Raw genomic sequence first — 5,615 nt, 5'->3', positions numbered from 1 at the left:
CCCCCGCCCTGGCCCCCTGAGTCGTTCTCCACCCGCACTGCCCGCAACGCATCGCGTCACGAGTCGCTCCATCCGAAGGGATTTCCTCGGACGCGTTCACATCGTACGGAGGGGGCGCTCCACCGGTGGAACGACATGAGAAGATGGGTGTAGGGGTTCGCGCCACGATGGACGACGGGCAGCACCGCCAGTTCGATGCTTTCGCACGCTCGCGACGACCGGGGCTGCTTCGCCTTGCCCGACGCCTGTGCTCCGGGGGTGGAATCGACCCGGAGGACCTGGTGCAAGAGACCCTCGAGCGCGCCTACCGGAACTTCGACCGGCTGGTGGCGGAGAACCCAGGCGCCGTCAGCGTGTGGCTCAGCACCACGCTGAGCAACCGCTTCCTGGACCATTGTCGTCGCAGACGCACCGAGGTCCTGGGGGCCCCCGCGCTGCGTGTGGTGCAGGACACGGAGTCCTCCGGCGAACCCGCCGCCCTGGAGCAGTGGGAGCAGGTCAGCCGCGAGGACTTCCAGCGGGCCATCGACAAGCTGCGGCCTCCCCATCTCCAGGAGGCCTACCGGCTCCACGTGGCGGGACTTCGATACCGGGCCATCGCACAGCGGTTGGATGCGCCCGAGGGAACGGTGGGACGGTGGCTCAGCGAGGCGCGGCAGGCTCTGCGGGGGCTGCTGACCCCTAGCGCCGCCTCGAGTGAAGGCAGGGCCAGACCATGACCGAGCAGTGCGACAGATTGGAGTCCTTCATCGACGGTGAGCTGGCCCCGGCGGACGCGGAGAACTTCCGCCACCACCTGACCGGCTGCGCCGCGTGCGAGACACGGATGAAGGAACTGCTCGCGCTCGAGCTCCTCGCCGACGACGCCCTGCACGAACCCGGGGACTCCACACTGGCCTTCGTCCCCCCACCTCCCCAGCTCAAGCGGCGCAAGAACTGGATGATGGTGGTGCCGCTGGCGCTGGCCGCGGGCCTGGCGGCGTGGGTTCTCGTGACGCGGACCGACTCGTCCCCCACCTCCCCCGAGCTGTGGCTGGGGCAGGACCCGGGCCGCACGCTCGAGGCCCGCCTCACCCATCCGGGCGCCGACCGCCATCGCCCCTACCAGGTGATGCGCAGCGGCGGCAATTCGCCCCGCGCGCTGTCCCTGCGCGAGCTGGCGAAGCTGGAGGAGGTCGGTGACGAGCGAGGCATCGCCTCCGCCTACCTGCTGCGCGGAGACCCCGCCCAGGCCGCGGCCTTCCTCGACAAGCTGCCCGCGTCCCCCGACCTGGACTCGGACCGCGCGGCGCTCGCCCTCCAGCGCGGCGCCCACGAAGAGGCCCTCGCCCTGGTGGACCGCGCGCTGAAGGCGAAGCCCGGTCATCCCCAGGCGCTGTGGAACCGCGGCCTCGCGCTCGAGAAGCTGGGCCTGTCCCTGCAAGCCGCCGAGGCCTTCGAGCAGGTGGCCGCGCAGCGGGAGCCGGGCTGGAGCCAGGAGGCCGCCGAGCGCGCCGCCGACCTGCGCCGTCAAGAGGACACCCAGCGCAAGGGCTGGAAGGGCACCAAGCAGGACTGCGACCAGATGGTGTCCGGCGGCCCCGTGCTCGCCCAGGCCCAGGTGGAGCAGCACCCCGGCCTGTCCCGCCTGTGCTTCTACGATGCGCTGCGCACCGCCACTTCCCCCGAGCGCGTCGAGTCGCTGCGGCCCCTGGCCCGCCAGCTCGACGCCGTGGACGGTGGCACCCACCTGGAGGACGCCCTCCAGCGCGCGGCCCGCTCGGACTTCTCCGCGCGCGCCCCCTTCGTCGCGGACTACGTGCGGCTGACGCGCAACGAGCTGTCCCCGACGCAGCTCGACGCCTTCCTCGTGAAGCTGCGCGAGGCCCGACAGGACGACCTGCTCCTGGGCGCCCTGCTCTTCCCCAAGGACCTGCGGCAGCACGAGCGCGAGTACCGCGAGCTCGCGCTGGCCACGAGGGACCCATGGTTCGCGCTGCTCGCCGAGGAGCGCCAGGCCCGCGCGGACATCCAGCGCGGACAGATTCCCCAGGCGCGCACGCGGCTGACCGAGGCCCTGCGCACCTGTCCTGACGGCGCGCGCTTCAACTACCGCTGCCTGGAGCTGGAGCGGAACCTGGCGCTCGTGGAGCGGCAGCTCCACCGCCCCGTCGAGTCGCGCGCGCACGGCCTGCTGGCGCTCGCCCGGGCCCGCGCGGGGCACGAGTGGACCAAGGAGTGGAGGCTGCTCCAGGAGCTGGGCCAGGTGGCCCTCTTCCATGGAGACCTGTCGCTGGCGCGCGCCTACCTGGAGGAGAACATCCAGCGGCTGCCCGAGCGCTGCGAGGACCACGAGTCGGCCTACGTCAACCTCGCGCTCGCCTTCCACCGCACGCTCGACTTCAACGGCGCCCGGGAGCAGCTGGACCGCGCCGCGCGCTGCGGCAACCCGCCCTCCCTGGCGCGCGCCTTCGCCATCGCGGACCTGGCCCACACGCAGGCCCGCCGCGCCGAGGACACCGAGGTGCTGACGCGGGGCCTGGAGGCGCTGCGAGCCTCACCGGCCCGACTGGAGACCGCGGGCGAGGGCGCGATGCTGCGCCACATCGAGGGCCGCTTCTTCGTCGAGCAGGACCGCCGTCGGGGACAGGCGCTGCTGCGTCAGGCCATCGATGAAGCCGCGCCGCTCGTGGGCTCGGACGTCAACGCCCGCAAGGCGCGCGTGTACAGCTTCACGTCCCTCATCCTCGACGCCTCCCGACACGAGGAGCTGGAGCGGGCCATGGCCCTCTTCGCCGAGGAGCGCGCCCTGCCCCTGCCCGAGCGCTGCGCGCTGGGCGTCACCGTGGACGACGAGCGCACGGCCCTGGTGGCCCGCGACGCGTCGGGGCGCTGGGTCGGCCACTTCGACACCCAGCGCCGTGAGCGGCTGGAGAGCGTGGAGGGGCTGGTCCCCGAGCGGCTCGCACAGGCCCTGCGCGACTGTCCCCACGTGGACGTGCTCGCGCGGCCGCCGGTGCTCGGCAAGCCGGACCTGCTGCCGCCGGACATCGCCTGGGCCTACCGCGTGGGACCGGCTCCCGCCGAGCCCACCGGCCAGCCCTCGCGCCGGCTGGTGGTGGCGGACGTGCATGCGCCCGCGGAGCTGCGCCTGCCCTCGCTGCGCGCCTGGCGCCCCTCGCGGGACGAGGACGCGACGCTGGCCACGCTGCGCGGCGCCTCCGCCACGCCGTCGCACGTGCTGCGGGCGATGCGCGAGGCCACGGAGGTGCAGATCCACGCGCACGGCGTCGTCGACCCGAGCGCCGCGGACGGCTCGCTGCTCGTGCTGTCGCCGGAGGCACAGGGCGGTCGCTACGCGCTGACGGCGTCGGACCTGCACGGTGAGCGGCTGGAGGGCCGGCCCGTGGTATTGCTGGCGGCGTGTCATGCCGCGCACAGCAAGGCGTACTTCCATGAAACGTTCGGCCTGCCGGTGGCGTTCGTCGAGTCCGGGGCCCGGGCCGTGCTCGCCGCCACGCAGGAGATTCCCGACGCCGAGGCGTCGGACTTCTTCGAGCCGGTGCTGGCGCGCATTCGCGAGGGGCTGCCCGCGGCCCGCGTCCTTCGCGATGCACGTCAGGACTGGCTCCGCAGTCGGGGAAGCGCCTGGGTCCGCCAGGTGCTCCTCTTCGAGTAGTTGCCTCGTCTCATCCCAGAGTCTCGAAAACCCATGAAGAAAGTCCTCCTGTTGGTCCCCCTGCTGCTCGGCGTCGCGGCGTGCCGCCACATCGAGACGGTTCCGTCGACCGAGCAGATTCAGCGCAAGGCGCCCAAGGGCGCGCTCGTCCGCGTCATCCTCCGCGACCGGGCCAACCCCCAGCGGCTCACCGTCTACGTGGTGGACGTCAGCCGCAACGAAATCATCGGCCAGTCCAATCGCGATGCCTCCGCGACGCGGGGCGCCCAGGAGGAGACCTCGTCCGAGAAGGCCACCACGGACGGCGACACCTCCGCGATGCAGTCGGGCGGTCAGCTCTACGTCGGTGACGTGGAGCTGATCACCGATTGTGTTCCCCGGACGGACAAGGAGGGCTGCCTGAGCGTCGCCGACCTGCGTGACGGAGACCCGGGTGGCGCGTCGGGCGGCGGCGGTGACCCCACGGGCCACCAGCAGCTGGTCGAGAAGGTGAAGCGGCTGGCCGCGCTGACCTACTGGTCCACGCTCGAGGTGGGCATCCCGACCGTCAAGCGGACGGCGGCCTCCGGACGCGTGAATCAGTAATCACGTGAGGCGCTGAGGACAGGAGGCTCCGGTGTCGCGAGGGTGCGGCGCCGGGGCCTTCGTCGTTTCAGGGGGACTTGCCGGCCTCGGCTCCGGTGGGAGCCAGGCCCGAGAGCGTCTCCACGTAGGACGCGGCGACACGCAGGAAGCGCGCGCCCTTCACGCCGGTGAGGTACTGGCGCTTCATCGCGCGCGTGGCGCCCACATAGAACATGGCGCGGCGGATGCGCTCGTTCTCCCGCGCGTTGCGCTCCTTCGCGCCGGCCATCCAGTTCTCCACGGTGTCCAGCGCATCCAGGCCCGCGAAGAAGACGACGGGGCACTCGTGGCCCTTGCAGGAGAACACCGTGGTGGCGCGCACGTGGTCCACGCCGCTGACGCGGAAGTCCGTCACGTCGCGGCCGCCCTTGCCACCGTAGGCGTGCGCGGGCACACCGGCCCGGTTGAGGGCCTCCGTGTACTGCGACGGCATGACGGGCGCGACGACGAGGATGTCGCCGGGGTGCACGCCCTCGTCGCGGATGAGCCGTGCCACCTCCCTGGCCACCTGACGGGCCTCGCTCGCGCCGGAGGCGAAGCCGCGCACCTGGGGCAGCACGCCGCCGCGCTCGGTGGACTGCACGCGGTAGAGGCCCTCCAGCGTCTCCTCGGGGAGCCACAGGAGCCCCTCGCGCGCGAGCTCCCCGGCCTTCATGTACTCGCGCATGCCCGGGTCGCTGGTGCCGTGCTGGCGCAGCGGGTCCAGCACCACGTTGAAGGCCACGTCGAGGATGTCGCGCGTGGCGCGGAAGGTCTCCTTGAGGATGCGGGTGCGGCCCCGGAAGGACAGCCCCTCCGGGAGCTGCTCCTTGAGCGCGTCGATGGGCACCTGGCCGTAGACGTTCTGCGAGTCGTCCATGAACAACTGGAGGCAGCGCACCCCCTTGCCGTCCTGCGACGCGCGCGGGCGGACCAGGGCGTGGAGCATGGCGAGCGCGCGGGCGTCCATGTCCTGGGCCTCGTCGACGAAGACGCCGTCGAAGGACTTTGGCTCCACGCGGCGCAGCGCGCCCACGTGCTTCACCGTCACACGGGCCCGGAGCGCGCGCACCCGCTCGCGGCCGGCGCGCTGGGCAATCGCCTCCACCAACAACTTCTCCACCAGGGGCGAGAGCGCGCGGTTGAAGAACGAGACGAGCACCTGGGTGTCCTCGTGCTCCAGCAGATAGCGCGCCACCCAGTGGGCCAGGACGAACGTCTTGCCGCTGCCCGCGACGCCGCGCACCAGGTGGTGGCCGTCATCGAAGCGCCGCTCGAAGAGGGACACCTGCTCCTGGGTGAAGAGGGGCCGCGTGGGGCGCGAGCCCTCGATTTCTCCGCCGAGGCTGGTGGG

General features: G+C 72.3%; 4 protein-coding genes. 3 read left to right on the top strand and 1 reads right to left on the bottom strand.

Annotation, left to right across the window (positions count from 1 at the left end):
• Positions 1 to 143: 143 nt before the first annotated feature.
• From FL311_RS40660 to FL311_RS40650, 3 genes are read left to right on the top strand one after another with little or no spacing between them, the layout of a single operon-like run.
• The gene (locus FL311_RS40660) at positions 144 to 719 is read left to right on the top strand and encodes an RNA polymerase sigma factor (protein WP_141333011.1); all 576 of its coding nucleotides are present in this window, start codon (positions 144 to 146) and stop codon (positions 717 to 719) included.
• Positions 716 to 3,658, top strand: coding sequence for a CHAT domain-containing protein (locus FL311_RS40655; protein ID WP_141333010.1), 2,943 nt, complete (start codon positions 716 to 718; stop codon positions 3,656 to 3,658). The genes FL311_RS40660 and FL311_RS40655 overlap by 4 nt, the downstream gene beginning before the upstream one ends.
• A 33-nt stretch (positions 3,659 to 3,691) precedes the next feature.
• Positions 3,692 to 4,243: a hypothetical protein gene (locus FL311_RS40650; protein ID WP_141333009.1), complete on the top strand. Its 552-nt coding sequence runs from the start codon at positions 3,692 to 3,694 to the stop codon at positions 4,241 to 4,243.
• A 67-nt stretch (positions 4,244 to 4,310) separates the two neighbouring features.
• On the opposite strand, the gene FL311_RS40645 is transcribed toward FL311_RS40650, so the two are convergent.
• On the bottom strand, positions 4,311 to 5,615 hold a 1,305-nt coding region (locus FL311_RS40645), incomplete at its 5' end, for an AAA family ATPase (protein ID WP_141333008.1).

The organism is Myxococcus sp. AB025B, assembly GCF_006518215.1.
Classification (GTDB): Bacteria; Myxococcota; Myxococcia; order Myxococcales; family Myxococcaceae; genus Myxococcus; species Myxococcus fulvus.
This window is presented reverse-complemented; position numbering and strand designations above follow the sequence as displayed.